The organism is Streptomyces sp. NPDC090088, from assembly GCF_044747345.1.
Lineage (GTDB): Bacteria > Actinomycetota > Actinomycetes > Streptomycetales > Streptomycetaceae > Streptomyces.
Window position 1 is genome coordinate 648,918 of the sequence record NZ_JBIVDZ010000002.1, and the last position, 24,637, is coordinate 673,554.

General features: G+C 71.4%; 22 protein-coding genes. 9 read left to right on the plus strand and 13 right to left on the minus strand.

Annotated elements, in window-relative coordinates; genetic code table 11:
* The first annotated feature begins 60 nt into the window (after nucleotides 1–60).
* Entirely contained in the window at nucleotides 61–744 is a 684-nt protein-coding gene (locus tag ACIPSJ_RS11700) for an ABC transporter ATP-binding protein (RefSeq protein ID WP_401345268.1), read from the plus strand.
* 230 nt (nucleotides 745–974) lie between these two features.
* Nucleotides 975–4,283, plus strand: coding sequence for a S8 family peptidase (locus ACIPSJ_RS11705; RefSeq protein WP_401345270.1), 3,309 nt, complete (start codon nucleotides 975–977; stop codon nucleotides 4,281–4,283).
* 107 nt (nucleotides 4,284–4,390) lie between these two features.
* On the opposite strand, the gene ACIPSJ_RS11710 is transcribed toward ACIPSJ_RS11705, so the two are convergent.
* Complete coding sequence (locus ACIPSJ_RS11710) at nucleotides 4,391–5,290, minus strand: helix-turn-helix transcriptional regulator (protein WP_359222255.1); 900 nt, start codon at nucleotides 5,288–5,290, stop codon at nucleotides 4,391–4,393.
* 174 nt (nucleotides 5,291–5,464) lie between these two features.
* Between ACIPSJ_RS11710 and ACIPSJ_RS11715 the strand changes: the two genes are divergently transcribed.
* On the plus strand, nucleotides 5,465–6,508 hold the full coding sequence (locus tag ACIPSJ_RS11715) for an NAD(P)-dependent alcohol dehydrogenase (RefSeq protein ID WP_401345272.1): 1,044 nt from the start codon (nucleotides 5,465–5,467) through the stop codon (nucleotides 6,506–6,508).
* Between the two features lies 1 nt (nucleotide 6,509).
* On the opposite strand, the gene ACIPSJ_RS11720 is transcribed toward ACIPSJ_RS11715, so the two are convergent.
* From ACIPSJ_RS11720 to ACIPSJ_RS11730, 3 genes are all read right to left on the minus strand, one after another.
* On the minus strand, nucleotides 6,510–7,520 hold the full coding sequence (locus tag ACIPSJ_RS11720) for an iron ABC transporter permease (RefSeq protein ID WP_359222251.1): 1,011 nt from the start codon (nucleotides 7,518–7,520) through the stop codon (nucleotides 6,510–6,512).
* A gap of 191 nt (nucleotides 7,521–7,711) precedes the next feature.
* Nucleotides 7,712–8,704 carry a FecCD family ABC transporter permease gene (locus ACIPSJ_RS11725; RefSeq protein ID WP_401345274.1) on the minus strand — a complete coding sequence of 331 codons (993 nt, stop codon included), beginning with the start codon at nucleotides 8,702–8,704 and terminating at the stop codon, nucleotides 7,712–7,714.
* Nucleotides 8,705–9,763: an iron-siderophore ABC transporter substrate-binding protein gene (locus ACIPSJ_RS11730; RefSeq protein ID WP_359222247.1), complete on the minus strand. Its 1,059-nt coding sequence runs from the start codon at nucleotides 9,761–9,763 to the stop codon at nucleotides 8,705–8,707.
* Between the two features lie 82 nt (nucleotides 9,764–9,845).
* Between ACIPSJ_RS11730 and ACIPSJ_RS11735 the strand changes: the two genes are divergently transcribed.
* Nucleotides 9,846–10,229 carry a VOC family protein gene (locus ACIPSJ_RS11735; RefSeq protein ID WP_359222245.1) on the plus strand — a complete coding sequence of 128 codons (384 nt, stop codon included), beginning with the start codon at nucleotides 9,846–9,848 and terminating at the stop codon, nucleotides 10,227–10,229.
* Here the strand turns inward: ACIPSJ_RS11735 and ACIPSJ_RS11740 are convergent.
* On the minus strand, nucleotides 10,211–10,996 hold the full coding sequence (locus ACIPSJ_RS11740; RefSeq protein ID WP_401345276.1) for a hypothetical protein: 786 nt from the start codon (nucleotides 10,994–10,996) through the stop codon (nucleotides 10,211–10,213). The two genes, ACIPSJ_RS11735 and ACIPSJ_RS11740, sit on opposite strands and share 19 nt — an antisense overlap.
* Before the next feature lie 35 nt (nucleotides 10,997–11,031).
* Nucleotides 11,032–12,234: a serine hydrolase domain-containing protein gene (locus ACIPSJ_RS11745; protein WP_401345277.1), complete on the minus strand. Its 1,203-nt coding sequence runs from the start codon at nucleotides 12,232–12,234 to the stop codon at nucleotides 11,032–11,034.
* A 177-nt stretch (nucleotides 12,235–12,411) separates the two neighbouring features.
* Between ACIPSJ_RS11745 and msrA the strand changes: the two genes are divergently transcribed.
* The gene (msrA, locus tag ACIPSJ_RS11750) at nucleotides 12,412–12,924 is read left to right on the plus strand and encodes a peptide-methionine (S)-S-oxide reductase MsrA (RefSeq protein WP_359222239.1); all 513 of its coding nucleotides are present in this window, start codon (nucleotides 12,412–12,414) and stop codon (nucleotides 12,922–12,924) included.
* Between the two features lie 41 nt (nucleotides 12,925–12,965).
* On the opposite strand, the gene ACIPSJ_RS11755 is transcribed toward msrA, so the two are convergent.
* Nucleotides 12,966–13,955: a threonine/serine dehydratase gene (locus ACIPSJ_RS11755; RefSeq protein ID WP_401346224.1), complete on the minus strand. Its 990-nt coding sequence runs from the start codon at nucleotides 13,953–13,955 to the stop codon at nucleotides 12,966–12,968.
* A gap of 129 nt (nucleotides 13,956–14,084) precedes the next feature.
* Complete coding sequence (locus tag ACIPSJ_RS11760) at nucleotides 14,085–15,380, minus strand: WD40 repeat domain-containing protein (RefSeq protein WP_401346226.1); 1,296 nt, start codon at nucleotides 15,378–15,380, stop codon at nucleotides 14,085–14,087.
* A gap of 137 nt (nucleotides 15,381–15,517) precedes the next feature.
* Between ACIPSJ_RS11760 and ACIPSJ_RS11765 the strand changes: the two genes are divergently transcribed.
* On the plus strand, nucleotides 15,518–16,807 hold the full coding sequence (locus ACIPSJ_RS11765) for a vanadium-dependent haloperoxidase (protein WP_401345279.1): 1,290 nt from the start codon (nucleotides 15,518–15,520) through the stop codon (nucleotides 16,805–16,807).
* A 273-nt stretch (nucleotides 16,808–17,080) separates the two neighbouring features.
* On the opposite strand, the gene ACIPSJ_RS11770 is transcribed toward ACIPSJ_RS11765, so the two are convergent.
* The gene (locus tag ACIPSJ_RS11770) at nucleotides 17,081–18,715 is read right to left on the minus strand and encodes a M48 family metallopeptidase (protein WP_401345281.1); all 1,635 of its coding nucleotides are present in this window, start codon (nucleotides 18,713–18,715) and stop codon (nucleotides 17,081–17,083) included.
* A 235-nt stretch (nucleotides 18,716–18,950) separates the two neighbouring features.
* Nucleotides 18,951–19,544, minus strand: a complete 594-nt coding sequence (locus ACIPSJ_RS11775) for a DUF4291 domain-containing protein (protein WP_401345282.1) — start codon at nucleotides 19,542–19,544, stop codon at nucleotides 18,951–18,953.
* A 159-nt stretch (nucleotides 19,545–19,703) separates the two neighbouring features.
* On the opposite strand from ACIPSJ_RS11775, the gene ACIPSJ_RS11780 reads away from it, so the two are divergent.
* Nucleotides 19,704–20,270, plus strand: coding sequence for a hypothetical protein (locus tag ACIPSJ_RS11780; RefSeq protein ID WP_401345284.1), 567 nt, complete (start codon nucleotides 19,704–19,706; stop codon nucleotides 20,268–20,270).
* A gap of 145 nt (nucleotides 20,271–20,415) precedes the next feature.
* Nucleotides 20,416–21,936, plus strand: coding sequence for a lysyl oxidase family protein (locus tag ACIPSJ_RS11785; RefSeq protein WP_401345286.1), 1,521 nt, complete (start codon nucleotides 20,416–20,418; stop codon nucleotides 21,934–21,936).
* 177 nt (nucleotides 21,937–22,113) lie between these two features.
* Here ACIPSJ_RS11785 and ACIPSJ_RS11790 read toward each other — a convergent pair whose 3' ends face one another.
* Nucleotides 22,114–23,043, minus strand: a complete 930-nt coding sequence (locus ACIPSJ_RS11790; protein WP_359222219.1) for an NADP-dependent oxidoreductase — start codon at nucleotides 23,041–23,043, stop codon at nucleotides 22,114–22,116.
* A 94-nt stretch (nucleotides 23,044–23,137) separates the two neighbouring features.
* Between ACIPSJ_RS11790 and ACIPSJ_RS11795 the strand changes: the two genes are divergently transcribed.
* Complete coding sequence (locus ACIPSJ_RS11795) at nucleotides 23,138–23,572, plus strand: winged helix-turn-helix transcriptional regulator (RefSeq protein ID WP_401345288.1); 435 nt, start codon at nucleotides 23,138–23,140, stop codon at nucleotides 23,570–23,572.
* 30 nt (nucleotides 23,573–23,602) lie between these two features.
* Here ACIPSJ_RS11795 and ACIPSJ_RS11800 read toward each other — a convergent pair whose 3' ends face one another.
* Nucleotides 23,603–23,965, minus strand: coding sequence for a hypothetical protein (locus ACIPSJ_RS11800; RefSeq protein ID WP_401345290.1), 363 nt, complete (start codon nucleotides 23,963–23,965; stop codon nucleotides 23,603–23,605).
* Between the two features lie 76 nt (nucleotides 23,966–24,041).
* Nucleotides 24,042–24,635 (minus strand): hypothetical protein, encoded by a 594-nt coding sequence (locus ACIPSJ_RS11805; protein ID WP_401345292.1) that lies wholly within the window; start codon nucleotides 24,633–24,635, stop codon nucleotides 24,042–24,044.
* Between the last annotated feature and the right edge of the window lie 2 nt (nucleotides 24,636–24,637).

Here is a 24,637-nt window from a genome sequence, read left to right on the forward strand (position 1 = left end):
CCCGCCCGCCCGCGGCCGACGACGTAACCGCCCCACCCCCATAACCCTCCAGGAGCCACCATGTACGAACTCAGAAACGTCACCAAGCTCTACTCACGGGGCAAGGACACGATCCGTGCCCTCGACGGAATCGATCTCACCATCGCCGACGGCGACCGTCTGGTCATCCAGGGCCCGACCGGCGGCGGCAAGTCCACCCTCCTGCAGATGCTGGGCGGGCTCGACCGCCCCACCTCCGGCGAAGTCGTGCTCGACGGCACCGACATGGCCAAGCTCTCCGAGGCGAAGCTCACGTCGGTCCGCAGCGAGAACATCGGCTTCGTCTTCCAGTCCTTCAACCTGATCCCGACGCTCACCGCCCAGGAGAACGTCGAGACCGCCCTCGTCCCGCTCGGCGTCAAGACCAAGGAACGCCGGGAACGCGCCGCCGAGGCGCTGACGTCGGTCGGTCTCGGCGAGCGCCTCGGCCACCTCCCCGGCGAGATGTCCGGCGGCCAGCAGCAGCGCGTCGCCATCGCCCGGGCCCTGGTCAAGCAGCCCAAGGTGCTGCTCGCCGACGAGCCCACCGGCAACCTCGACGAGGGCATGCGCGACGAGATCATGGACGTACTGGAGCGCATGTGGAAGGAGCACGGGCTGACCTTCATCATGGTCACCCACGACTCCGCGATCGCGAAGAAGGCCCCGCGTCTGGCGACCATCCGCAAGGGCAAGATCACCGTCAAGGAGAACGCCGGCGCATAGCATCGAACCCCCGCGCACAACCGCGCGGTTGTGTAACGGTGTTCACCCCGGCGCGTAACAGTTCTCACGCACTCTTCTTACCGGCCTCTCATCTATTGAGCCCGCTGATCACCCCCCGGCATACTCCGTATTCCGGGGGGTTGACGCATGCGCGTACGAGACTGCCCCCGGCCGGGTGAACGGGGAATTCGCCCGGCACACCGTCTCCAGGGGGAGTCTTGCGCAGACAAGTGAAAAGGGCTGCCGCGGCCACGGTGGCCACGGCGGCAGCCGTCGCCCTCGCCGCGGGCATGACCAGCCCGGCCTCGGCGAAGCCGGAACAGCGCGCCGCCGCGACCGCCGCGGCCGCCTCTTCGCTCACCGCCAAGCACCACGTCACCCTCATCACCGGCGACCGGGTCGCCCTCGACGCCAAGGGCCGGGTCGTCGGCCTGGACCGGGCCAAGGGGCGCGAGGACATCCCGTTCCGGATCAGCAAGGTCGACGGGCACACCCTCGTCGTCCCCGGTGACGCCGTCCAGCTGGTCGCCTCCGGCAAGCTGGACCAACGCCTCTTCGACGTCACGGAGTTGAACAAGTCCGCGACCCGCAAGGCACAGCAGAACGGCCTGAAGGTCATCGTCGGCTACACCGGCGCCGCCGCGGCCGCCAAGGCCGACGTCCGGGACGCGGGCACCCTGCGGCACAGCCTCAGGACGCTCAACGCCGACGCCGTGCAGACCCCGGTCAAGGACGCGCCCGAGCTGTGGGACGCGGTCACCAACGGGGACAAGGCCGCCTCCGGCATCGCGCACGTCTGGCTCGACGGCGTCCGCAAGGCCAGCCTCGACAAGTCCGTGCCGCAGATCGGCGCGCCCACCGCGTGGGCGGCCGGCTACAACGGCAAGGGCGTGAAGATCGCCGTCCTGGACACCGGTGTGGACGCCACCCACCCGGACCTCAAGGACCAGGTGATCGAGTCCAAGAACTTCACCTCGGCCGCCGACGCCACGGACCACTTCGGCCACGGCACGCACGTCGCGTCCATCGCGGCGGGCACCGGCGCCAAGTCGCACGGCAAGTACACGGGTGTCGCGCCCGGCGCGAAGATCCTCAACGGCAAGGTCCTGGACGACACCGGCTCCGGTGACGACTCCGGGATCCTCGCCGGCATGGAGTGGGCGGCCGCCCAGGGCGCCGACATCGTCAACCTGAGCCTCGGCGGTTACGACACCCCGGAGATCGACCCGCTGGAAGCCGAGGTCAACAAGCTCTCCAAGGACAAGGGCATCCTGTTCGCGATCGCCGCGGGCAACGAGGGCCCCCAGTCGATCGGTTCGCCGGGCAGCGCGGAGTCCGCGCTCACCGTCGGCGCCGTCGACGGCAACGACAAGCTGGCGGACTTCTCCTCCACGGGCCCGGCCGCCGACGGCTCCATCAAGCCGGACGTCACCGCGCCCGGCGTCGACATCACCGCGGCCGCGGCCAAGGGCAGCGTCATCGACCAGGAGGTCGGCGAGAACCCGGACGGCTACCTGACCATCTCCGGTACGTCGATGGCGACCCCGCACGTGGCGGGCGCGGCGGCGATCCTGAAGCAGGAGCACCCGGACTGGGGCTACCAGGAGCTGAAGTCGGCCCTGACGGGCTCCGCGAAGGGCGGCAAGTACACGCCGTTCGAGCAGGGTTCGGGCCGGATCGCCGTCGACAAGGCCATCAAGCAGACCGTGCTCGCCGACCCTTCGTCGGTGAACTTCGGTGTGCAGCAGTGGCCGCACACCGACGACACCCCGGTCACCAAGCAGCTGACCTACCGCAACCTCGGCACCTCCGACGTGACGCTCACCCTGAAGTCGACCGCCACCGACCCCAAGGGCGCGGCGGCCCCGGCCGGCTTCTTCACGCTGGGCGCGAGCACGGTGACGGTCCCGGCGGGCGGCACGGCCTCCGTCGACGTCACCGTCAACACCAAGCTGGGCGGCACCCTCGACGGCGCCTACTCGGCGTACGTGACGGCGACCGGCGGCGGCCAGACCGTCCGCACCGCCGCCGCCGTGCAGCGTGAGGTGCAGTCGTACAGCGTCACCGTCAAGCACATCGGGCGCGACGGCAACCCGACGGGCGTCTACAACACCGCCCTGATGGGGTACTCGGGCATCGGCAACGGACAGGCCATCAACGTCCCGCCGACCGACTCCGGGACCACCACGATCCGGGTGCCGAAGGGCACGTACCTGCTCGACGCCTGGATCGCGAAGGACTTCACCACCTTCGACGGCGGTCTCGACTGGCTGGTCCAGCCGAAGCTGAGCGTCACCAGGGACCTCACGGTCACGATCGACGCCCGCACCACCAAGGCGGCCGACATCACCGTGCCGGACGCCCAGGCGAAGCCGCGCACCGCGGTGATCGACTACATGTACGACCCGGCCGGCATCGGCTTCGGGATCGGCTTCGACTCCTTCGAGAAGATCCGGGTCGCGGGTCTGGGCGGCGAGGTCGCGAGCGGTCTGACCCAGACCTGGAGCGGCCAGTTCACCAAGGGCGACAAGGAGGAGTACGACGTCGCCACCAGCGCCCAGGTCAAGAAGCTCCAGGGCGGCAAGGTCCGGCACTTCAAGACCTCCGAGCTCGCCACGGTGAAGAACACCGTCGGCGCCTCCGCCTCCAACAAGACCGGCGCGGTCAGCCCGTGGGGCATCGTCGGCGAGGACTTCGTCGTGGGCGACGCGGTGGAGCAGAAGCTGCCCGGCACCCGCACCTTCCACGTCTCCACCGTCGACGGCGCCCAGTGGGCCTTCGACGTCGCCCAGTACTCCGGCCACGACGCCCAGGGCTTCCCGGTCGCCGACGCCTTCTACACGCTGGGCGACCCGAAGATATACAAGGCGGGCCAGAGCTACAGGAACACGTTCAACGAGGCGGTCTTCGGCCCGCACCTGTCGTCCGAGTACGGCCTGTTCCGCGACGGCAACCAGATCTACGGTGTGGTCCCGCTGTTCTCCGACAGCGCCAAGCACGCCGGGTCCTCCGACTTCCTGTCGGTGAACACGACCCTGTACCGCAACGGCACCAAGGTGGGCTCCAACAAGGACCCGCTGTTCGGCGGCGAGGCGTTCACCGTGCCGTCCGCCGACGCCGAGTACAAGCTGACCACCTCGGTCATCCGCTCGGTCAAGGTCGCCGCCGCCTCCACCCGGATCGACGCCAGCTGGACCTTCCACTCCAAGAAGGCCGGCGGAGTGATCCCGGCCCAGCTCCCGGCCTCCACCGTCCACTTCGGCGCCAAGACCGGCCTGGACAGCCGCGTCGAGGCGGGCAAGAAGGTCACGTTCCCGGTCACCGTCGAGGGCGCGGCCGCCGGCCGCAACCTGAAGTCCCTCTCGGTGTACGTGTCGTACGACTACGGCAAGACCTGGAAGAAGCTGACCGTCAGCCACGGCAAGATCACCGTCAAGAACCCGGCCAAGGGCAAGGCCATCTCCTTCCACGCCAAGATCGCCGACAAGAAGGGCAACAAGTCGACGATCTCGATCTACAACGCGTACTACGCCAAGTGAGCGCGTCGACCGCTGAGTAGACCCACAGCGAGCGGCCCGTCGGAAGCGCGGCTTCCGGCGGGCCGTTCCCCATGTCCGCGGGTTAGGGGCGTGGTGCGGAGCGTGGCTCAGGGCCTGGAGGCGACCCGGGTCGCGTCCGTGCCCCAGCTGGCCAGCAGCCGCAGCGCGTCCGCCGACGCCGAACCCGGCTCCGCGTGGTACGTGACCAGGGCCTGGTCAGCGTCGTCCGGCATCCGGAACGACTCGAAGTTCAGCGACAGCTCACCCACCAGCGGGTGCCGCATCCGCTTCAGCCCGTGGCTCTTCTCCTTGACGTCGTGCGTCGCCCACAGCCGGCGGAACTCCTCGCTCTTCACGGAGAGCTCGCCGACCAGCGCGGACAGCCGGGGATCGTCGGGATAGCAGCCCGCGTCCATCCGCAGCTGGCAGACGATGTCGATCGCCTTCTGCTCCCAGTCCACGAAGAGCTCCCGGTAGTCGGGGCGCAGGAACGTCAGCCGCGCCCAGTTGCGCTCCGCGGCCGGCAGCTCCCCCCAGTCACCGAAGACCGCCGCCGCCATCGGGTTCCACGCCAGGATCTCCGAGCGGCGCCCCACGATGTACGCCGGTACGCCGTCCATCGCCTCCAGCAGCTGCGCCAGCGAAGGCCGCACCTGCTGCGGCCGCGCCGACCCCTTCTTCTTGTGCTGCTTGCCCTTGGCGAGGTGCATGAGGTGCGCGTGCTCGGCGTCGGTGAGCCGCAGCGCACGGGCGATCGCGTCCAGTACCTCCGCCGACACGTTCCGCCCGTTGCCCTGCTCCAGGCGCGTGTAGTACGCCACCGACACCCCGGCCAGCTGCGCCAGCTCCTCGCGCCGGAGCCCGGGCACCCTGCGGTGCCGCCCGAAGTCCGGCAGCCCCACGTCCGAGGGGAGCAGCCGGGCCCGGCGGGTGCGCAGGAACTCGCTGAGCTCGGCACGCCGGTCCAGGGACGCCGGTTCGGAGGAGGGCAGGGGATGGTCTTCCATACATCCAGTATTCACGGTCGTACGTACAGGTACCTGACCCCGCCAGTGGTAGGAACGGCGGACGTACGCAGAGGCGAGGGCTGGGTGACGGACGTAGCGTGGAGGAGTCTGTAGACGTGCCCGGGGCGGAAGAAGGCGACCGGGCGCGAAGACACCTCTAGGAGAACCCCCCTCATGACCACTGTTGCTGCTTACGCCGCGCCCGCCGCCAAGGCCCCGCTGGAGCGGACCACGATCGAGCGGCGCGCGGTCGGCGAACACGATGTCCTCATCGACATCCAGTTCGCCGGAATCTGCCACTCCGACATCCACCAGGCCCGCGAGGGCTGGGGTACGGCGATCTTCCCGATGGTGCCCGGTCACGAGATCGCGGGCGTCGTCTCCGAGGTCGGCCCGGGTGTCACCCAGTACGCGGTGGGGGACCGGGTGGGCGTCGGCTGCATGGTCGACTCCTGCCGCGAGTGCGACAACTGCAAGGCCGGCCTCCAGCAGTACTGCACCGGCGGCGGCCCCACCTGGACGTACAACGCCGTCGGCAAGGACGGGCAGCCGACCTACGGCGGCTACTCGCAGAAGATCGTCGTCGACGAGGGCTTCGTCGTCCGCATCCCGGACGGCCTCTCCCTCGACGTGGCGGCCCCCCTCCTCTGCGCCGGCATCACCACGTACTCCCCGCTCAAGCACTGGAACGCCGGCCCCGGCAAGAAGGTCGCGGTCGTCGGCCTCGGCGGCCTGGGCCACATGGGCGTGAAGATCGCGGCTGCCCTCGGCGCCGAGGTCACCGTGCTCTCCCAGTCCCTGCGCAAGAAGGACGACGGTCTGAAGCTGGGCGCCACCGACTACCGCGCGACCAGTGACCCGAAGACCTTCGAAGACCTCAAGGGCACGTTCGACATCATCCTCAACACGGTCTCGGCCCCCCTCGACTTCGACGCCTACCTGTCGCTGCTGCGCACCGACGGCGCCATGGTGAACGTCGGCATCCCCGAGGAGCCGGTCCACATCCTCCTGTCCTCCGTGTTCGGCAACCGCCGCACGCTGAGCAGCTCCGGCATCGGCGGTATCCCGGAGACCCAGGAGATGCTCGACTTCTGCGCCGAGCACCAGCTGGGCGCCGAGATCGAGCTCATCGGCGCCGACCAGATCAACGAGGCCTACGAGCGGGTCGTGCACAGCGACGTCCGCTACCGGTTCGTGATCGACACGGCGACCATCTGAGTCACCTCCGTCTGCCCAGCAGATACAGCAGATAGGGACCGCCGACCAGGGAGGTCAGCGCACCCACCGGGATCTCCAGCGGAGGCACCAGGGTGCGGGCCACCAGGTCGGCGGTCACCAGCACGACCGCGCCCGTCAGCGCCGAGCAGACCAGTGGCAGCTGAGGGGTGCGGGTGAGGCGCCGGGCCAGCTGGGGCGCGGTCAGCGCGACGAACCCGATCGGCCCGGCGGCGCCGGTCGCGGTGGCGGCGAGCACCACGCCGAGGGCGGTGAGGCCGAGGCGGACGCGGTCGACGCGGACCCCGAGACCGGCGGCGGTCTCGGGGTCGAGCCCGAGCGGCCGCGCCGCCCGGCCCGCCCACACCAGCCCCGGCAGGGCCAGGACGAGGACGACGGCGAGCGGGCCGGCCTGCGCCCAGCCCCGCCCGTTCAGACTCCCGGTCAGCCACAGCTTGACCTGCTCGGCCGCGTCCAGCTCGCTGTCCGTGAGATACAGCTGGACGACGGCGGACAGCGCGACGCCGATCCCCACCCCCGTGAGCACGAAGCGGGCGGGCCGCATGCCGTGGCGCCACGCGAGGGCGTAGACGAGGGCGGCGGCCGCCAGTCCGCCGCCGACGGAGACGAGGGGCATCGCGGAGGGCGAGGCGACCGCTCCCGTGGCCAGCGCGAGCACGGTCGCGGCGGCGGCGCCGTGCCCGACGCCGATGACGTCCGGGCTGGCGAGCGGGTTCCGGGTGACGGTCTGCACGAGGGCTCCGCCGAGACCGAGACACACACCGACGAGGGCACCCACGGCGATGCGGGGTGCGCGGAGTTCGTTGACGATCAGGGTGTACGGGGTGTCGTCGCCGCGGAGGGTGCGCCAGACGGTGACGGGGGAGAGGGAGGTCTGGCCCAGGCAGGCGGAGGCGGTCATCGCGAGGGCGAGGAGGGCGAGCAGGGCGAGGGCGACGATCATCGACCGCTTGTGGAGGAGGAGCGAAAAGCGGGGGTGGGGCCGTAGTGCCATGGCCGCGGGCCGGTGGGGGCTGGCCGCGCAGTTCCCCGCGCCCCTTACGGGGCACTTCGTCCTAGCTGCGGGCATGCGTGCCTCCCCCAGTGCCTTAAGGGCCTGGGAGGTGCCCCCATGGGGCGGCACGGGTGGGCGCAGCGGCACCCGGCCAGCGCCGGTGAGCGAAACGCCCCTACGCCGGGTACGCCTCACGTCACGGCCCCTTTCCTGCGTACCAGTGCCACCAGCACCGGCACCCCCACCAACGCCGTCATCACGCCTGCCGGCACCTCCGCAGGAGCCCGCACCACCCGTCCCAGGACGTCGGCCGCGAGCAGCAGGCCCGCTCCCAGCAGCGCGGACAGCGGCAGTACCCGGCCGTAGCCGCCGCCCCGCACCACCCGCCGGGCCAGGTGGGGGACGACCAGTCCGACGAAGGCGATCGGCCCGGCGGCCGCCACGGCCGCGGCGGTGAGGAGGGTCGCGCCGAGTGCGGCGCAGGCCCGGACGACATGGACCCGGTGGCCGAGCGCGCGGGCCGTCTCGTCGCCGAGGGCGAGTGCGTCGAGGCCCCGGGCGCAGGACAGGACCAGGACCGCGCCGGCCGCGAGGAACGGCAGCATCCGTACGACCGTCCCGGCGTCGCGCCCGCCGAGCGCACCCACCTGCCAGAACCGGAACTGGTCGAGGGTGGCGGAGCTGGAGGTGAGGACGACGGTCGTGGCGCCCGCGGTCATCGCGGACAGGGCCGTGCCGGCGAGGGCCAGCTTGACGGGGGACGCCCCGCCCCGGCCGCGCGCCGCGATCCCGTAGACGAGGCACGCGGCGAGGACGGCCCCGGTGAAGGCGTACCAGACGTAGGCTCCGAAGCCGTACGCGGAGCCGCCGAGGGCGACGGCGAGGACCACGCCCGCCGCCGCGCCCTGGCTCAGCCCGAGGATGCCGGGGTCGGCGAGCGGGTTGCGGGTGACCGCCTGGAGGGTGGCCCCGGCGAGGCCGAGCGCGGCGCCCGCGGTGAGGCCGATCTCGGTGCGGGGCAGCCGCAGGGACCGTACGACCAGGGCGTCCGGTGACGACCCGCCGTGCAGCAGGGCGTCGAGCACGGTGGCCGGCGGTACGGCACGGGTGCCGACGGCGAGGCTGAGCACGGCGACGACGGCCACCACGAGGGCGGCCGTCGGCCAGACGAGGACGCGGCGCACTTACCGGAGGCGCTCGGCGAGCTGTCGTACGACGAGCCGGGCGGCGGTGGGACCGGCGTTGAGGTACCAGGGGTCGTCGTCGACCTGGACGGCGTGCCCGGCCTCGACCGCCTTCAGGGACTTCCACAGCGGCCCGGCGAGCACGGTCGCCGCGTCCGTCTTCGCCGCGTCGCCCTGCACGGAGTAGAAGATCCAGTCACCGTCGGCGGTGTCCACCTTCTCCGCGCTGATGTCCTGCGAGATGGCATTGAACCGCTGGGACGCGGGGCGGGAGAGGCCCATGTCGACGGCGATCGAGCCGGTGAAGGAGGAGACGCCGAACATCCGCGTCCGGTCGGGGGTGAAGCGGACCATGGACACCGTGGTCCGCCCGTCCAGCGCGGACCCGCTGGCCTCGGCGTTGCCGACGATGCCGTCGAGCAGCTCCTGGGCCTTCTGCCCCTCGCCGACGGCGTCCCCGACCAGCAGCAGGTCACGCTTCCAGTTGATGCCCTGGCCGGCGGTGACCACGGTGGGCGCGATCTTCGACAGCTGGGGATAGAGGTCGCCGAGCGAGTCGTTGACCAGGATCAGGTCGGGCTCGGCGGCGGCCAGCGACTCCAGGTTGGGCGCGGTGCGGGTGCCCGCGTCGGTCATCGCGGCGAGCTTCTTCTTGTCCTTCGGGAAGGCGTCGGCGAGGTAGTCGGGGACGAGCCCGGCGTTCTCGGCGCGGGTGGAGGCGGTCGGGACGATGCCGAGGGTGAGCAGGTCGTCGAGCTGCCCGGTGCTGAGCACGGCGATCCTCTCGGGCCGGGCCTTGATGGTGGTCGTGCCCTCGAAGTGGGTGACCGTGCGCGGGAAGACGCCGTCGGCCGCGGTGTCGGAGCCCATGCCGTCGGCGAGGGCGCTCGGCGCGGCGGAGGGGCCCTCGGAGGCACCGGCGACCTTGTTCACGGTCCCGTCGCCGTGGGTGGCACCGGCATCGTTGTCACCGCCGGACGAGGAGCAGCCGGCCAGCAGACCGCCCGTCACGGACAGGGCGGACACTGCCAGGACGGCCCTCAACCTGAATGCGCGCACGACTAGCTCTCCCGATCGGCAACTAAGGCAAGGCTTACCTTAACCGGTCCCGGGAGTACGTTGGACAGGAGGAGGTCCCACGATGACCGTGAACCTGAACCACACCATCGTCGCCGCCCACGACAAGCACGCGTCGGCCAGGTTCCTCGCCGACGTCCTCGGGCTGCAAGTCGGCGCGGACTACGGCCCGTTCGCCCCGGTCGCACTGCCCAACGGCGTCACCCTCGACTACATGGACACCCCCGGGAACATCCCGCCCCAGCACTACGCCTTCCTCGTCTCCGAGGACGACTTCGACGAGATCTTCACCCGCATCCGCGACTCCGGCCTCGCCTACTGGGCCGACCCGTCCCACAGCCGCCCCGGCGAGATCAACACCAACGACGGCGGCCGCGGCACCTACTTCGACGACCCCGACGGCCACCGCCTGGAGATCCTCACCAGGCCCTACGGCAGCGGCGGCTGACCCAGCGGCACGGACTCGCCGGGCGCGTAGGACCGTACGACCGCACCCGCCGCGCGACCGTCGTGGCCGTCGTCCGACGGTTCGGTGGTCGGTCGTACGACGTGCACCGGCCGTACGAGGTGGACCTGTCCGCGCCCGCCGACCCGGCCCGTCCCGCCGTCCACCTCCAGCACGGTGTTCTCGTCGAGCGCGACCCCGTACGGCACCGAGCCGCGCGACACGGCCGCGACCAGCCGGCCCAGCGTGCCCCACTGCGCCGCGTGCACGTCCACCGCGAAGGGGACGAGCCCGAGCCCCGGCCGTACCTCGACCTCCTCGAGATCCTCGGCGGTGTCCGGCGGGCAGACCGGGACGCCGTCCACCAGCCAGCCGCCCAGCACGGCCCGCCGGGCGGCGAGGGCGGCACCGGCGGAGAAACCGGCGTACGGGATGCCACGTTCGGCGAGCACCTCGGGCAGCCGCTCCAGGCACCCGGCGAACACGTCCTGGTAGGCGGGCGTCAGACCGCCGCACACCAGGATCCCGTCCCAGCCGTCCGTCACGAGGACATCCGCCTCGAACCGCCCGCCCACCGGGACCGGCAACGCCACCGGCTCACACTCCCCGGCCCGCCGCAACGCCCCCGCGTACCGCGCGAACTGCTCCTCCCCGTCGCCCTCGTCGACGAGCACACAGCCGATCCGCCCGCCGCCCGCGGCCCGCAGCAACGGCCCGTACACCTCGGGCGCGTCCCAGCCCCCGCCGATGAGAGAGACCCCACCGCTCATTTCCGTTCCCTCTCCCCGCGAAGTCCTCGGCCCGTTCAGGCGCGCAGGCCCTTGAGGCCGTCCTGTGCGGCCATGACCAGCTCGACACCCCGGTTGTCGGCGGCGGGTTCGCGCATCTGGTTCGTGACGTACGCGAGCGTCATCCGCTCCTCCGGGTCCACCCAGACGAGGGCGCCGCCCCAGCCGCCCCAGCCGAGGGCGTTGCCGAACAGGCCGTAGCCGAGGCCGTACCGGGCCGGCATGCCCAGCACGCGGTCCTCGCCCTCGAACTGCACCTCCCGCGCCCGCGCGCACCCCTCCGGCGACAGCACGCGCACCCCGCCGACGGTTCCGCCGCAGGCGAGCAGCGACTGGACGAGGGCGACCGAGCGGGCGTTGCCGTAGCCGCTCGCCGCCGGGATCTGCGCGCGCCGCCAGGCGAGGCTGTTGCCGTCCCGGAGACGGAGGGTGGTGGCGGTGCGGGCGGGGGCGCCGGTGCCTTTCTCGTCGGCCGCTTCGTCGGTCGCCGAGCCGGTGGATTCTCCGTTCGCCGCGCCGGCCGCTTCCCCGTTCGCCGCGTCGGCGGCTTCGCTGCTCGCCGCGCCGGCCGCGTAGTTCTCGTCCTTGCCGGGCGGCGGCACGGTGAGCGCCACCCGTCCGTCGTGCTCGGCGCCCAGTCCGATGTGGAAGTCCGCGCCCAGCGGCCCGGCCACCTCGGCGGCGAAGAACTCGCCCAGGCCGCGGCCGGTGATCCGCCGCACCACCTCGCCCACGAGGAACCCCTGGGTGACCGAGTGGTACCCGGCGGCGGTCCCCGGCTCCCAGCGCGGCGCCTGACCGGCGAGCCGCGCCGTGGCGGCGGCCCAGTCGTACAGCTCCGCCACGGGGCCCTCCCAGTCGGGCAGCCCCGCGGTGTGCGCGAGCAGATGCCGTACGAGCACCCGCTCCTTCCCGGCTGCGGCGAACTCCGGCCAGTACCGCGAGACCGGAGCCTCCGGATCCAGCTCTCCCCGGTCGACGAGCACCAGCGCGCACAGCGCGGTCATCGTCTTCGTCACGCTGTACACACCGACGAGCGTGTCCCGCTCCCACGGCACACTCCGCCCGGCGTCGACGAACCCGCCCCACACGTCGACCACCGGCTCGCCGTCCACGAAGACGGCGACGGCACCGCCCGCGTCCCCCTCGTCGAGCAGCGTGGAGAGCAGGGCGGGCACGGCGGTGAAGAGTTCGTCATAGGACCCGTGAATGTCGGCCATGGGGGCCATTGAGCCCGTCGGCACCGGCGGACGCAACCGAATTCCCGTCACGCGGACCGTCGGCGCCCCCCACGCGCCGAGCGCCCTCGCGAGCGGAATTGCGGGGGGCCCTCGCGCGTTGAGCTGGGCAGGTGACTGACCGAACTGACCGAGCTGACAGATATGGGAGGAGCCGGAATGACTGCGCAGACGCAGCGGGCCGTGCTGGCGGGCGGATGCTTCTGGGGGATGCAGGACCTGATCCGCCGGCTCCCCGGGGTGACGGCGACCAGGGTCGGCTACACCGGGGGTGACGTGCCGAACGCCACGTACCGTAACCACGGCACGCACGCGGAGGCCATCGAGATCCTCTTCGACCCCGAGAAGACGGACTACCGCGCGATCCTCGAGTTCTTCTTCCAGATCCACGACCCGAGCACCAGGAACCGCCAGGGCAACGACATCGGCCTCAGCTACCGCTCGGCGATCTACTACGTGGACGACGAGCAGAAGCGGATCGCCGAGGACACCATCGCGGACGTGGACGCCTCCGGACTGTGGCCGGGCAAGGTCGTCACCGAGGTGGAGCCGGTCGGCCCCTTCTGGGAGGCCGAGCCGGAGCACCAGGACTACCTGGAGCGCTACCCGGAGGGCTACACCTGCCACTTCCCGCGCCCGGGCTGGCGCCTGCCCGCCCGCGCGGAGGGCTGACACCGCGTTTCCGGAGCGGGGCGCGAGGGAGGACGCGGGTGTCAGGAGTCGGGGGACTCGCGTACGGGGGTCGCGGTGACCCAGCGCCGATAGGCGTCCGGGTCGACGTTGCCGCCGCACACGATGGTGACCACGTGCCGGCCGGCGAAGCGGTCACGGTCCTCCAGGACCGCCGCGACGCCGAGCGCGGCCGACGGCTCGACTACCAGGCCGGCGTGGTCCAGGAGGATCCGCATCCCGGCGACGATCGATGACTCCCGGACCAGGACGGCGTCGTCGGCGACCAGGAGAAGGTCGTCCAGGACGGCCGGGATGGGATACCGGCCGGCGACGCCGTCGGCGATGGTGTCGGCCGAGTCGGTGGTGACGACGCGCCGCCGGCGCCACGAGTGCGTCATCGCCGGCGCGCCCAGCGGCTGGACGCAGATCACCTCGGCGTGCGGCGCGCGGGCCTTCACCACATGCCCCACCCCGGTGGCCAGCGCCCCGCCGCCCAGGGCGATCAGCACGGCGTCGAAGGACGGCGCGGCGTCCACCAGCTCCAGGCCGATGGTCGCCGCGCCCTCGCAGGTCTCGATGTCCAGGCTGTCCTCGACCAGCCGGATGCCGTCGTACCGCGCGATCGCCGCCGCCCGCTCCCGAGCCGCCTCGTGATCGCCGTCCACCAGCTCAAGGCGCGCCCCCAGCGCGCGGATGCGCTCCAGCTTGGCCGCGGTCGCGAACCGCGAGGCCACCACGGTCACGTCCAGCCCCCGGCCGCGGCCGGACCAGGCGAGCGCCTGGCCGAGGTTGCCCGCGCTGGCACACACCACGGCCGGCCCGCCCTGCCCGGCGAGCAGGCTCGCGACCACCTCGGTGCCGCGCCCCTTGAAACTGCGGACCGGGTTCGCCGTCTCGAGCTTGATACTCACCGCGCACCCGAGGACGGGTTCCAGCGCCTCGCAGCGGTACAGCGGGGTATCGAGAAAAACCGGGTCGATCACCTGCCGGGCCGCCCGGATCCGGGCGGTGTCGAGGCGCGTCTTCTGCATGACGGAGCAGCGTAGCGCCGCCGGGGCGGCCTCCTCGGGCGGGAGGGCGTGGGCCTCGTGGGCGGGTGCGGGCCGCACCTTCACCCTGTGCATCGTGTGCTTCGTGCGTATCGGGGAATGCCGGTAGCGTCAGCCCGTTTCCCAGAGCCTCACCGTCGTGTCGACGCCGCAGCCGGCGAGCATCCGTCCGTCCGGGCTGAACGCCAGACCTCGCACGGCCTTGCGGTGGCCGGTGAGGTGGGCGGTCGCTGTGAGGTGCGTGGGGTCGGTGACGTCCCACAGGGTGACGGCCGCGTTCTCGCATCCGGACGCCAGCAGCCGTCCGTCCGGGCTGAACGCGACCGCGTACATCTGTCCCGTGTCCCCACCACCGGACAGGGGGAGGCTGCCGGTGCCCGTTCTCACCGGATGCGCCGGGTCACTGACGTCCCAGACCATGACGGCTCCGTTCCGCCACGACCCGTAGGTGCCGGAGACTACGCCCACATCCCCGCTGGCGGTGGCCAGTAACAGCCCGTCCTGACTGAATCCCACCGCATGGACGGCAGGCGCCCCGCCCGACAGGAACGCCTTGGGCCATTCACGGGCCTGCGGCCGGACGACGCCGGTGCGGACCGGACGCATCGGCTCGCCGGCATCCCACAGCACCCCGGTGTTCTTGTCGCCGTCGGAACCCGTGGCCAGCAACCGTCCGTCCGGACTGAACATCACCGCCCTGACGGGACCTGACCGCCAGACATGCCGATGGTGGGTGACAGGGGTGCCCCGGCTGGGCCGTGCCGGGTCGGAGATGTCCCAGACGATCACGGTACGGTCGCTGGCGCAGGCGATGAACCGTCCGTCCGGGCTGAATCCCACCGCGTGGACACCGCCCTGCCGCCAGCCGTCGCGGAACAGCCAGCCGGGGCGTTCATGGACGAGGATCGCCGACCGGGTCGGGTGCGCTTGGTCAGTGACGTCCCACAGGATCACGCTCCAGTCGGTGCTTCCGGAGGCCAGCAGCCCTCCGTCCGGGCTGAACGCCACCGCGTTCACCGCCCTGCGATGGCTGGTGAGGCCGACGGCCCGGGTCGGGTGGGATGCGTCCGTGACATCCCAGAGAACCACGGTCCTGTCGGTGCTTCCGGAGGCCAGCAGCCGTCCGTCCGGGCTGAACGCCACCGCGTTCACCGCCCTGCTGTGCCCGCTGAGGGTGGCGGCCGGTCCCCATGTCGGAGGCGGCGACGGACGTCCCAGGAATGCCATGGTGCAGTCTCGCGCGATCTGCAATCGCGGGGAAGGCGGAGCACCGCCTTCCGCCTTTGACCGCGTCTTTGACGGCCCTTCGACGGTCCTTCGGCGGCGCCTTGACGGCCCTTCCTCCTGTCTGATTCGCGGCGAGTTGTCTTGTTCTCCCGGTGAGTCATTGCTAAGCCTTTTGGGCATTTTGCGCACTCGACCCAAGGGAGCAAGCCGTGCATCAAGAGCCCCCTCTTCCCGTTCCTGCCGTTCCTCCCGTTCCTCCTGCTCCGCCGCGTTCACGTGTCCGGGGATTCGTCAGCGCCGCCGCGGCCATCGCCCTCGTGACGCTCGCCGCCGCGACAAGTCCCGCCGACGCGCACCCCCGGACCGCGGCGGACCCGGCAGCCGTGGTCCGTGAGTGGAACGCCATCGCCACCGACACGATCAAGGCCGGCCTCGGTCCACGCCCCTCCGGGCAGGCGGCGATCTGGGAGGGGTTCGCCTCCGTCGCCGTGTACAACGCCGTGGTCGGGATCGAGGGCGGTTACGCCCTGTACAAGTGGCACGAGCGCGGTCCGGCCAAGGCGTCCTCCGCCGCGGCAGCCGCCACCGCGGCCCACGACGTGCTGCTCACCTTCTTCCCCGCCGCCAAGACGCGGCTCGACACCGCCTACGCGGACTCGCTCGCCGCGCTCCCGGCCGGTCACGTCAGAGATCAGGGCGTTACCTACGGAAAGCGCGCCGCCGCCCGCGTCGTCGAACTCCGGGAAGGGGACGGACGGTTCGCGGACGTTCCCTTCACCGCTTCCCCGGCACCGGGGGTCTGGCGGCCCACCCCACCCGCGTTCCAGCCCTTCATCGACACCTGGCTCGCCAGGCTCCGCCCTCTCCTGCTCACCTCCCCGCAGCAGTTCCGCCCCGGCGCACCCCCCGCCCTCTCCTCGGCCGCCTACGCCGAGGACATCCAGGAGCTGAAGGCCATGGGCGCGAAGACCGGTTCGGGCCGGAGCGCGCAGCAGACCGAGACCGCCCTCTTCTTCAGCGGCAACCTGGTCGAACAGGTCCAGGCGGCCGTACGGGACCACGCCGCCCGGCACCGGCTCGGCATCACCGAGACGGCCCGGCTGTTCGCCGCGGTGAACGCGGCGGCGACCGACGCCGCCGTCACGGCATGGGACGCCAAGCTCCACTACGCCACCTGGCGGCCGATCACCGCGATCCGCCTCGCCGACACCGACGGCAACCCCGCGACGACGGCGGACCCCGCCTGGGAGCCGCTGCTCGTCACCCCGCCGCACCCGGACTACGTCGCCGGCCACACGACCGTCGCCGCCGCCGTGGCCCGCGCCCTGACCGGCGTCCTCGGCACCTCGCACATCGACCTCCACGTCTCCTCCGACGCCACCGGCACCACGCGGTTCTACGGATCCGCCGACGACTTCAACCGCGACGTCATCGACGCCCGCGTGTGGGGCGGCGTCCACTCCCGCACCGCGGACCTGGCCGGCTGCCGAGCCGGCGCCCACGTCGCCGCCTGGGCTCTGGACCACTACTTCCAGCCGACCCCGCCGAAACCGACGGCTCCGCACCACACCCTCGCCGAGCCGAAGTGCGGCGACCGCACCGACTGAACCACCGAGCCGAGGGGGCCCGGCATCGAGCCGGGCCCCCTCGGCTCGGCCCCCGACCCGGCCCTGCCCGCTGGACCAGCGGGCAGGACTCCCGGGCAAGGCCGGCCAGTTCCGACAGCGCCCGAGCGGGGACCACGACTCGAACCCGATCAGCGTGGCGCGACACCGGGGAGCTGCGGGACATGCGGCCGCGCCGCAGTACAGGGCCACCGACGAGCCGGCTCCCCGCCACCAGGCATCCGCACAGTCCCCGGCCTCCCGGCCGTACGCCGGCTATGCGGAGACGCGGTCGGGGCCGGTGAGCAGGGCGCGCAGCGGGGCGGTGTCGGGTGTGTCGGCGACGGCCGCGTCGATGGCGTCGTCCATGCCCTTCTCCCACGGCTCGGGCAGGAAGAGTCCCGGCTCCCCCGACCAGCCGATGTCCGGTCCGGCGTGTCCCGACTCGACGAGTCGCAGGTGGACCAGGCCCGCGAGCCCGTCGAAGAGCTTGGGCCGAATGAAGTTGCGGGCGGACGGTCCTGTCAGTCGTGACGCCTGGTACGGCTTGGGCATGCGGTCGGCGACATCCATCCACAGCAGGCCGTGGTCGATCGCGTCGAGTATCTCCTCCAAGCCTGGCAGCGGGTCGTTCACCGCATCCTCGGCCGCGGCATCCCGGCGCACCGGCACCGTTCCCTCAGCACCTTGCGCCGACGAGCGAAGCGCCCTGGCCACGGCGACCCGCAGCGGCCGGGACCAGCCGTCGGCGTCCTCGACCGCACGGGCCATGACGAGGTCGTCCCAACTCCGCCGCGGCAGGAGCGCCGCCTCCTGCGACAGCGTGCGTTCCTCCAGCGCGGCGAACACCCGGTCCGGGTCCCGCAGGAGGGTCAGCGCCGCCGGCCCGTCGGCCGACTCGCCGGACCGGTCGTCGGGCCGCTCGTCGGGCCGGTCGTCGGTGGGCAGCTTCTCGATCAGGGCGACCCGTTCGGCTGTCGGCGGGTGCGAATCGTACGGATGCGGGCGCGGCGGACGCCGCCCGGCGGAGAGTTCGGCGAGCCGCTCCCCGGTACGGGCGGCGAGCAGCCGTCGGAAACCGCCGTGCACCTCACCCACAGGCGGTAGCGCTCCCTGGGACCCGCCCATCCCGGCGTACGTCTCCAGGTAGTGGACGTACGCGCCGTCGAGCACCGGAATGACGCGCAGGGCGGCGGCCGTCGTGTCACGCCCCGCGTACCGGGCGGCCGTCCGGTCGGCGGCGAACTCCTGGTGGCGGGCGACGGACTGCGAGGTACGCAGGAACATCCGGGCGTAACCGACGTACAGGGAACCGATCACGAAGTGCAGCCTGGTGCCGCCCTGCTGGAAGGCCTCCACCGTGTGCGTCACCGCGGCCCGGCCGCGCATGGTGACACCGCCGAGCCGGGTGTCGAGGTTCGCGTAGTGGCCGAACTCGTGGGCGAGGACGGCACGCAACTGCGGGACGGTCAGTCCGGCGAGCAGCGGCAGACCGAGGTGCATACGGCGGCGTCCGGGCAGCAGCCCCAGCAGGCGACTGTGTTCGGCGACCCCCGCGTTGACCTCGACGGCCAGGTAGAGCTCGTCCGGCGGCCGCTGCCCCGTCGCCTCGGCGGCGGCTCGTATCTGTTCCCACAGCTCGGGCTGGTCCTCAGGAGCGACCGGAACCGCGTCCGGCACCGGGCCGAGCCGCCCGGCCCGCAGAAAGGCGACCATGCCCCGCACGATCGCCACCGCCAGCAGCACGGTGACGGTCACCACCATGCCTTCCAGCCAGGCCGCCCGCGCGGAGAACAGACGTGTCATCAGCAGCCAGTCGAGTACCGCCATGGCCGACAGCAGGACCGCGCCCATCAGAAAGAAGCCGACCAGCAAAGCGAACGCGCGGACAGCGCGCAGTCGAAACGACATCGAGGAATCTCCCACCCACCTGGTTCAGCAGCCTGGCGAGGCCAAGGCGCTCGCGGATACTACCTGCGGCTTTTCCGCCGGAGGAGGCCTGCCGGACGGCGACGGCAGCGATCGGTCGCAGCCGCGACGGATACGCGGCACCTGCCGAGTCCCGTCCCGGTGCGACACGTTCCGACGGCCGTGGAGTGCGTGGGTCGGCCGACGTCCCGCCGGGCCGGAGCTGTCGTGTGGCCCTTCATCCGTTGAGGTGGGCGAATCCCGCGTCTCCGACGGGATAGGGACGTTCCTGGGGCAGCAGGCGGGCGGCGGAGTCCAGGTCACCGCTGCGGACGAGGGAGTGCATCTCGTGGGCGAGCGGGGTCACGTCGCGGATGGCGACCGTCCACTCGTCCGCGTAGCGCCGTACGGCCTCACCGGAGAGCCCCAGCTGCAAGGACCGGTACGGCAGCGGCCGCAGGCGCAGATCCCGCTCCGGGTCCCACTGCACGCGAGCGGGCGCCCGCTTCAACTGACGCTGCCAGGTGGCTCGGTCGGGGTGCACCCCGCGGGCGTAGCTCGACAGGCACGCGTTGCGCAGCGCCCACTCGAAGCCGTCACGGCTGATCTCGACAGCCAGAACGGTCTCCTGCCCTTCCTTCGCGCCCCACCCGCACCGGTACATCATCCACAGGAACGACGGCTTGACCCACGTCATCCTGTCCCGCTTCCACGCGGCGGGGAAACGGCCCTCGTGGACGGCGGGCAGGCCCAGTGCCGGAGAGTAGGCCTGGTAGACGGTGATGGTGGATGCTTCGTAGGTTGCACGGATCTCGTGGTGCGGTCGTTCCATGAGGTACAGGGTCGGCCCGGTCCGTACGGACGGCCACCGGTTTTTGATGTGGGGATGCAGAGGGGGAAGCGTCGCTTGGTCAACGGTGGGCCGGACGGGCTGAGTCGAAGGGCCCGGTATTTCGTCGGTGTGCACGGCGTCAAGGTCGGTGTCCGGCCGGTGGCGGAGCACAGGCAGTGGTGGCTCGACCGGGAGGTTCCGCCGGCGGTGATCGACCGGATGGCGGCCTTTCAGGAGCGTTGGGGCGGCCTGTGTCTGCCGCCCGCTCCGGTGTACGAGGGGGGTCCCAAGTACTTCCATCCCGACGTGCCCGAAGGGTCGTCGGCCGAAGGGTGGTGCTTCGAGGCAGGCGATCAACGGACCGCCGTGCCCTACTCGTTCATGATCGGGCCGGGCGATGAGTTCGGCATCCAGGCCGAGCGGTGGACACCCCTGCACGCGACCGTCGAGGGATGGATCGAGTCGCTCGCACTGGCGCACCACGCGTCCATGTGGGCCAGGCAGATCACCAGGGTCACCGGCGACGACGTCGACGGCATCGCCCTGGACGGCTACGAGCCCGTGCACGAGGTGAGGGGGCTCGCGGACACCTGGTGGCGGGGACGGGACTCACTGGTGGCGATCTACTCCGGGGAGGCCGAGTGCCTGTCCTTCCCCCGGGGCCGGAGGGCGCTCGTCTACTCGGGCCTGGACGAGTGGGGACTGCGCGGGGGAGTCGAGCCGTGACAAAGCCGCGTACCGGTCCGCGACTTTCGGTCGGCAGGCAACCCGAGTCGGCTTCTCGCCCTTTTCACAGATGGCACACAAGAAACTCCCGCTGTGCCTGTGAAACGTGCACGACTCGTCCCGACCAGACGCGGAGAGAGCACCCATGACCAGACACCACCCCAATGCCTTACGGCGTTCGGCGTTCATCGCCGCTGCCGCCCTCACCGTCGGCGCCGCCGGAACCCTCGCCGCGCCCGGCGCGGGGGCGGCGACACCGGCGGGCACGCCGAAGCTCGCGCTGATCGCCGCCGCCCCCGCGGTGACCGTCGACCGATGGGAAGGGGAGCCGGGGGTCTACCTGGACCTCGGCACGTACATCACGGTCGACGGGGGACCGTTCGAGATGCGCGTGACGCGCAAGTCGTACAACGACCCCGTCGTCGCGTCGCAGGTGATCCGCTCCGGCGGCCGGACGGTGACCAAGACCCTGCCGAAGGGCCTGGTGAAGGACTTCTCGGGCCTGCCGGGCTTCCTCAAGGTCAGCATCAGCGACGCGTCGGGCGTGAAGAAGGTCGACACCACGCAGTCGTTCTGCCCGAACAACCGGGCGGGCCGGATCCGGCCGGACGCCCCGGCCACCTCGAAGTACCCGGACGGCTGCTCCGGCAACCCGTTCACGCTCGGCGGGGTGTGGGGTGTCGAGAAGGGCTGGGCGGCCGCCACGTCCCAGGGCTTCCGCGGGGACGACGCGATCGACCTGCCGGCCGGCGTCTACACCGCGAAGGTGTCGGTGGCGAAGAAGTACCGCACCCTGTTCGGAATACCGGACAAGACCCAGACCATCAAGGTGACGGTCCGCCAGCAGGACTCCGGCGGTGGCCAGGGCCTGGCCGGCGCCCAGCGCGGGCAGCAGAGCGCGTCGAAGAGCCCGAAGCCGGCCGCCCGCCGCCCGGCCGGCAGGGCGGCCGTCCCCGCCGACGTGCCCAAGCCCGACCTGCGTGCCCTCCCCGCGTACGGCATCGCGATCACCGACGGGGACGAGGGCGGCGAGGGTGCCGTAGCCGGCAAGGACTACCTCGCCTTCAGCGCCACCGTCTGGAACGGCGGCCCCTCGCCGCTGGTCGTCGACGGGTTCCGCAAGCCCGGCGCGGAGAAGATGGACGCCTACCAGTACTTCTACGACGCCAAGGGCAAGCAGGTCGGGTACACGCCCACCGGCACCATGGAGTGGGACCCGCGGGAGGGTCACCAGCACTGGCATTTCAGCGACTTCGCCAGCTACCGGCTGCTCGGCGCGGACAAGAAGGAGATCGTCCGCAGCGGCAAGGAGGCGTTCTGCCTGGCCAACACCGACGCCATCGACTACACGGTGAAGAACGCCAACTGGCACCCGTACAACACCGACCTCGCCACCGCCTGCGGTGAGGAGACCGCCATCTCGGTGCGCGAGGTGCTCGACGTCGGCAACGGCGACACCTACAGCCAGTACCGGCCCGGTCAGTCCTTCGACGTCACGAGCCTGCCGAACGGCACCTACTACATCCAGGTCATCGCCAACCCCGACAACCGGCTCAAGGAGCGGAGCACCGCCAACAACGTCACGTACCGCAAGGTCGTCCTCGGCGGCACGCCGGGCGCCCGCACGGTGACCGTGCCGAAGTACGGCCTGATCGACGCTCCCTGATCACCCGGCGGGCGGGGGCAAGTGCCTCCGCCCGCTCACCGGCGCCCCGGGCCTCCGAGCCCCCGAGCCTCCGAGCCCCCGAGTCCGAGCGCTCGCGAAGGCGGGGCGATCTGAGCGCGCGTCATGGAGGCGAACACCTCCTGTGCCGAATCGGGACGGCGAGGCCCCGCGAGGGGATCAGACGGTGAGGACGAGCTTGCCCTGGAGGTGACCGGCGTCGAGCAGTCGATGCGCGTCGGCGACGCGCTCGAACGGGAACGTCTCCTGCACGTGGACCCGGAGCCTGCCCTGTTCGACGAGTTCGACGAGACCTCGCAGAGCGACCGGATCGGGGTCGACCCCGATGCCGCTGAAGCGCATGCCGGCCGCCTCGTACCTGGCGATGAGCTCCGTATCCTCCTCGGCGACCGCCGTCACCAGGTGACCGCCCGGGCGGAGCACTTCGAGCGACCGCTCGACGGTGTCGCCGCCGATCGTGTCGAGCACGACGTCGACGTCGCGGACCGCCTCGGTGAAGTCGACCGCCGTGTAGTCGATCACCTCGTCGGCACCCAACCCCTCGACGAACTTCCGCTTGCTCCCGGCGGCGGTCGCGATCACGTGCGCGCCGCGTGCTTTCGCGATCTGGATCGCGACGTGGCCGACCCCGCCACCACCGCCGTGGACCAGGACGCGGTCGCCCTCCCGCACGCCGCCGAGGTCGACGAGGCCCTGCCACGCCGTCAGCCCGACGATCGGCAGCGCCGCCGCCTCGACGTGCGAGAGCGACGCCGGCTTCCGCACCACATGCAGCGCAGGCGCCGACACGACCTCGGCGTACGCGTTCGCCGCCTGCGGGAACCGCGGCATCCCGAACACCTCGTCGCCTGGCCTGAACCGCCACGACTGCGACGCCTCCTCGACCACACCGCTGATGTCCCAGCCGAGGACGAACGGCGGCCGGCCGAGCAGCGGGAACTCGCCGGCGCGCAGCCGCGCCTCCAGCGGGTTCAGCCCGATCGCCCTGACGCGGACGAGAACCTCGGTCGGAAGCGGCCGGGGTTCGGGCGCGTCCGCGATGGTGAGCACCTCGGGACCGCCGAGCGACTGCTGGGTGATGACGCGCATGACTCTCCTGGCTCTGGAAGGGAGGGGGAGAGCACCCAGGCTAGGTTTCCGACAGGAACCGGCAGGTACCTGTGGCGCGGGTACCTTGGGTGCCATGAGCGGTTTCGGTCCCGGCGATCCCTTTCTCGCCGACTGTCCGGCGCGTCTGGCGGTCGAGCTGATCGCCGACAAGTGGACGGTGGTCGTGCTCTACGGCCTCAGCAAGGGCCCGGTGCGCCATGGCCAGTTGATCGAGCTGATCGGCGGCATCTCCCGCAAGGTGCTCACCCAGACGCTCCGACGGCTCCAGGCGCACGGACTCATCCGCCGCCACGCCCACGCCGAGGTGCCGCCCCGCGTCGAGTACGAACTCACCCCGCTCGGGGCGACGCTGATCGATCCGATCCACATGCTGACCGAGTGGGCGAGAGAGCACGGCGACGCGGTGCTCGACGCACTCGACGCCGATACCGAGCCGCTGTTCGATCAACCCCCCGCAGGGGCAACGCCGATCGGGCAGGACACGCCCGTCCCGCCCAACCCGCAGTAACCCGCCGGGTTCTTGTCGAGGTACTGCTGGTCAGCTGTTATAGGTGACTTGTTGTTCCTCGGTCGAGACGCTGAAGCCCTGCTGTCGGCACACTTCGAGTACCGCCTGGATCTGGCCGGTCCAGAAGTAGAAGCGGCGCCCGTCCTTGGTGCGGAACCCCACGCCTGGCGTGCCGAACACCCCACGGCAGGGGAACACGTCGGCGAGGTCCTGGGCAGAGCACTCCAGCGGGGTGACGCCGAACAGCTTCGCCAAGGGGCGCAAGAAGCGGACCCGAAGGTCGAGGCTGTCGCTCTCTATCGTGAGCACGCCGAACGGTCGCGTTGCGTTGAGCCGCCCTGTCGATGGACCCGGCATGTTGGCGCCACCTACGAATCTCATGGCGTCGATCATGCGGCTCGGTTCGATCCCCTGTCCTCCGGTTGTCCACCTGTCGTGAAATGAGTTGTGCGTCGCTCCGGCTGTTGCTTCAGAGGCCGGCCGGGTTGCGGGGCAGCCAGGCGCGGTGGGTGTCGCGCAGGCGGTCTCGTTCTTCGGGGCTCGTCGCGATGACGTCAGCGCCGCCGTCGTATGGATGGTGGACGCGGCTGAGTCCGCTGTCGGTGATGATCACGCCACTGAGTACGTCGTCTGCCACTTCGCGGAGGATGCCGTCGACCGTCCCTGGTCGCCAGGGGCGGCGGTCGGCGTAGAGGTGCGTGCCGCCGTGGAGTTCGGGGTCGGGATCGTCGTCGTACGCGAGCGTCGTCCACAGGGCCCCTCGGGGGTGCACCTCGTGCCGCTTCGGCGGGCGTTCCGCACCGCCCGGTTCCCAGGACCAGGCCACGGTGATGACGTAGACGTCGGTGCCCTCGAAGAGTTCGTCCAGGACCGTGTTGTACCGGTGGAGGACGACGGCGTACTCGTCCTCGGTCTCCGGGTAGCGCTTCGAGCCCGGCAGGCTGTGGAAACGCACCCAACGGTCGGCGTAGGCAGTGCGCAGTTCATGGGCGATCGGAGGGCCCTTCGGGAACTGGCGCTGCCACAGTGCTGACAGACGGACTCCGTCCAGGTCGCTGTTCATCC

What these genes read in the sequence shown, in the direction of transcription:
- ACIPSJ_RS11745 (WP_401345277.1), bottom strand. Translation starts at nt 12,234, where the DNA reads ATGGCCGACATTCACGGGTCCTATGACGAACTCTTCACCGCCGTGCCC.
- ACIPSJ_RS11770 (WP_401345281.1), bottom strand. Translation starts at nt 18,715, where the DNA reads ATGTCGTTTCGACTGCGCGCTGTCCGCGCGTTCGCTTTGCTGGTCGGC.
- ACIPSJ_RS11740 (WP_401345276.1), bottom strand. Translation starts at nt 10,996, where the DNA reads ATGAGCGGTGGGGTCTCTCTCATCGGCGGGGGCTGGGACGCGCCCGAG.
- ACIPSJ_RS11775 (WP_401345282.1), bottom strand. Translation starts at nt 19,544, where the DNA reads ATGGAACGACCGCACCACGAGATCCGTGCAACCTACGAAGCATCCACC.
- ACIPSJ_RS11795 (WP_401345288.1), top strand. Translation starts at nt 23,138, where the DNA reads ATGAGCGGTTTCGGTCCCGGCGATCCCTTTCTCGCCGACTGTCCGGCG.
- ACIPSJ_RS11715 (WP_401345272.1), top strand. Translation starts at nt 5,465, where the DNA reads ATGACCACTGTTGCTGCTTACGCCGCGCCCGCCGCCAAGGCCCCGCTG.
- ACIPSJ_RS11710 (WP_359222255.1), bottom strand. Translation starts at nt 5,290, where the DNA reads ATGGAAGACCATCCCCTGCCCTCCTCCGAACCGGCGTCCCTGGACCGG.
- ACIPSJ_RS11755 (WP_401346224.1), bottom strand. Translation starts at nt 13,955, where the DNA reads ATGCAGAAGACGCGCCTCGACACCGCCCGGATCCGGGCGGCCCGGCAG.
- ACIPSJ_RS11800 (WP_401345290.1), bottom strand. Translation starts at nt 23,965, where the DNA reads ATGATCGACGCCATGAGATTCGTAGGTGGCGCCAACATGCCGGGTCCA.
- ACIPSJ_RS11785 (WP_401345286.1), top strand. Translation starts at nt 20,416, where the DNA reads ATGACCAGACACCACCCCAATGCCTTACGGCGTTCGGCGTTCATCGCC.
- ACIPSJ_RS11720 (WP_359222251.1), bottom strand. Translation starts at nt 7,520, where the DNA reads ATGGCACTACGGCCCCACCCCCGCTTTTCGCTCCTCCTCCACAAGCGG.
- ACIPSJ_RS11735 (WP_359222245.1), top strand. Translation starts at nt 9,846, where the DNA reads ATGACCGTGAACCTGAACCACACCATCGTCGCCGCCCACGACAAGCAC.
- ACIPSJ_RS11760 (WP_401346226.1), bottom strand. Translation starts at nt 15,380, where the DNA reads ATGCCCAAAAGGCTTAGCAATGACTCACCGGGAGAACAAGACAACTCG.
- ACIPSJ_RS11700 (WP_401345268.1), top strand. Translation starts at nt 61, where the DNA reads ATGTACGAACTCAGAAACGTCACCAAGCTCTACTCACGGGGCAAGGAC.
- ACIPSJ_RS11805 (WP_401345292.1), bottom strand. Translation starts at nt 24,635, where the DNA reads ATGAACAGCGACCTGGACGGAGTCCGTCTGTCAGCACTGTGGCAGCGC.
- ACIPSJ_RS11790 (WP_359222219.1), bottom strand. Translation starts at nt 23,043, where the DNA reads ATGCGCGTCATCACCCAGCAGTCGCTCGGCGGTCCCGAGGTGCTCACC.
- msrA (WP_359222239.1), top strand. Translation starts at nt 12,412, where the DNA reads ATGACTGCGCAGACGCAGCGGGCCGTGCTGGCGGGCGGATGCTTCTGG.